The following is a 2905-nucleotide window of genomic DNA, read 5'->3' as shown; positions in this document are numbered from 1 at the left end:
GCTGCGCGCACCGTCGACGACCTGTCCCGCGCCATCGGCGCCGCCATCGACACCTACACGCCCGCTGAGTGCGCCAACTACTTCGCCGCTGCCGGATACGATGCATACTGAACGGAATCTGCTCTAGTATCGAGGATCGCGGACCTTAAAAGTCATAGCGTATTCTACCGAGTATCCGATCCCCGGCATGCGCAAGGTCCGCGTATGAACCGGCAAAGCCGCCGCGACCAATGTCTGTCCCGAGATAGTCCACTGCCAGCGTCAGCGGCCCACGCCGATGCTCCGCACCGAGACGCCAGTTTGTATAACTGCCAGAAGGGCGAAGACGCTGTACTCGAACAGGATCGGTCGTGGTTCCAGAGGTATGACCAAGCCCGGCTACCAAGGTGAATGGCGTGCCGGGAACGCCGGCGTTCGCATTGGCGTAAAGATACAGATTGCTGCCGCCGATTGCGTCCTGGGAAGGCGCAAAATCGACACCTGCAGTCAGTTGGGCTGGCCCATAGCTATACGAAGCGGACGTACCCACCTCTACATAGTCCATCGCATCACGGGCGCCCGTGAAAAGATGGCCGGTTGCTCCAGTGCGCATCTGAAAAGAACCCAGATTCCAAGCAGTGGCAAGTGCGACGTCGGTCACAGCATCGGCCCCGGCGTGGCGGTTTGAGCTTCGTGTTGTCGCGGCACGACCTGATACTTCTACGGGACCAAGCAGGACCAAGGCATCCGCAGAAAGAGCAGCGCGGCCTTCACTCCAACTCAACCCGCGCCTCACTTCGTCATTGCTCAGTTCCACTCCCGCCAATGGTGAGCTCTGAGCATCGGCGGGATGGGGCGAGTTAGCGATTACAATGGCTAGGGTGAAAGCGCTGAATGCTACTCGTTTCATCCTGCGCTAACTGCTCCGTGAACGCGGTCTAGTTCTGCGCGAAGAACCTCATGATCTTCTTTTGCGACCGATATCATGTGACGATCGAGGTCAGAAGTTTGACGTGCAACATGATTGGCGATGGAGGCATGGTGCGTGCTGCACCAGCCAGTACGGTTACCGCTGGCAACGCCTTCTCGAACAAAATTCCGGGTCAGCATCGTGCCCGATGCCGCCTTTGCTTCGCGCGCAACAATCATGTCAGCTTTCCACTGACAGCCGAGTGTCGAGGGACGCCCCCCTGGGGTGACAGCGCCCACCTGCTTGTGGCTGATCTGAACCGCGCCACGATAGCGCACATCCACTGGGCCGCTTTGGTGATCTATCCGCGTCGCGTGATTCACCGTGGCTGTGGATACGATTGCCGAGAGGCCGAGGGCCAATCCTGCTGCCATTATGGACGTCATTGTTCTCTCCTAGCGGCGTCCCGGCCGATGCTGGCCGGTGACGAGAATGTTGTACTGTATCATCACTATAACAACCGAACTGGTCCTTTGTTGCCTTGCCGTAAGAGCGGTGCGCGATTTTTAAGGCAGAAGTTTCAGTATCAATCCTCTGTAATAGAGATAATACTAGTTGTTAAACTATTCTACAGACGTAATCACGCAGTATAATAATACTGGTATTCCAATAAATATTATCATCAGAGCCAGATTTGCATCTATTAAATAGCTAGTAATCTTCTCGCTATTGGTTGTTTTGGATTTATGTCCGTCGTCAGAATAAGTTTCCTCCAATTCAAGTGTGAATTTATTAGAAAAAAAGCTGTCGGGTCTCGCCCGTAAAAATACAGTTGTTGGCCTGTCTTCGGCAGTGTTTGCTCGACTTGAAAGGTTCCGATTATCCGGATTTGACGTATCGTCTGACATGATGTGATTTCCGCTTACTCGAGATCGCGGACGCGCTTCGCGCGTCGGCGGGATCAGATCGAATGAAGCCCGAACTCAAGCGGCAAATGTCCGCGAGCTCGGGCTAGCGGCGTGCGGCGAGTTGGCCTGCGTGATCCATGAACCGCTGATGTGTTTCAGGCCGTGGCATAAAGCGATCGTCGCGATACGCTGGATGAGTGTCAGATCGGCGTAGAGCCCGGCCGCCTAAGGCAGCGGAAACTGTCTCACGTAGAGGGGCATCATAAGCCCTGCTGTCATCCCCGGTGCAGTTGCGACGGCTGAGTTGCTCGATCATGGCCTCAACCCTCTCTGGGGGGAGTCACGCTCACGATGCGCAACACTCGGTCACGGCCGTCGCGATCGGGCCAGCGGATCGAAGAGCCGGCAGTCATACCGATCAGCCCAGCGCCAACTGGAGTCAGGATCGAAACGCGGCCCGCAGCTATGTCCGCATCGCGCGGATAGACGAGTTGCACGATGCGGCGCGCGCCAGTCCCTTCATCGATGAAATCGATCCGCGAGTTCATCGCTACCGTCTTCTCGGGCAGTTCGCCTGGCTTGCATAGCTCGGCGCGGTCAAGCTCGGCCAAAAGCATCGCTGAGGAATACGGATGCCTGTGCTCTGCACTGAGCGCCAGTTCGGAGAGCGCATCACACTCGCCAGCGGTAAGATGAATTGTCGGACGATTATTCGCCGCGAGGGTGTGCTGTACCATTGAAAGTATCCGCCATTCGAGATCGGAAGCGCACACAGCGCGACCATGAGGATCAGATCGAATAAGGCCCGAACTTAGGCGGCAGCGCCGTCCAAAGCCCGGGCTACAGGCGTGCGGCGAGTTGTCCGGCGTGGTGGCGGAAGCGCCTGTATGTCGCGGGAGCGTTCATACCTAGAAAGGTGATGTGTACAGCAGGTTACGTCAACCCTTAACCGTTCCATCCAGCGCGTGGTGTCACAACCGGTCGAGGCTGTTGAAAAACGGCTGCTTGCGATGGTGACGAGGGCGTGATTCACTCCTGCAAGGCGGTAGGGGGATCACGGACATGATGGGTCGGCAGGTGGCACAGGGCGCGCTGTTCTACGGCTTCC

The 2905-nt window shown here is 56.9% G+C and carries 3 protein-coding genes; all 3 read right to left on the bottom strand.

Annotation, left to right across the window (positions count from 1 at the left end; genetic code table 11):
• Positions 1 to 145: 145 nt before the first annotated feature.
• The 3 genes from LRA89_RS20380 to rnk all read right to left on the bottom strand — a co-directional run bounded on the left by LRA89_RS20380 (position 146) and on the right by rnk (position 2534).
• Positions 146 to 889: a TorF family putative porin gene (locus LRA89_RS20380; protein ID WP_230772840.1), complete on the bottom strand. Its 744-nt coding sequence runs from the start codon at positions 887 to 889 to the stop codon at positions 146 to 148.
• Complete coding sequence (locus tag LRA89_RS20375) at positions 886 to 1335, bottom strand: hypothetical protein (RefSeq protein ID WP_230772839.1); 450 nt, start codon at positions 1333 to 1335, stop codon at positions 886 to 888. Before LRA89_RS20375 ends, LRA89_RS20380 begins: the two co-directional genes overlap by 4 nt.
• Positions 1336 to 2117: 782 nt before the next feature.
• Entirely contained in the window at positions 2118 to 2534 is a 417-nt protein-coding gene (gene rnk / locus LRA89_RS20370; protein WP_230772838.1) for a nucleoside diphosphate kinase regulator, read from the bottom strand.
• Between the last annotated feature and the right edge of the window lie 371 nt (positions 2535 to 2905).

The organism is Sphingomonas sp. Leaf4 (genome assembly GCF_920939515.1).
Classification (GTDB): domain Bacteria; phylum Pseudomonadota; class Alphaproteobacteria; order Sphingomonadales; family Sphingomonadaceae; genus Sphingomonas.
This window is presented reverse-complemented; position numbering and strand designations above follow the sequence as displayed.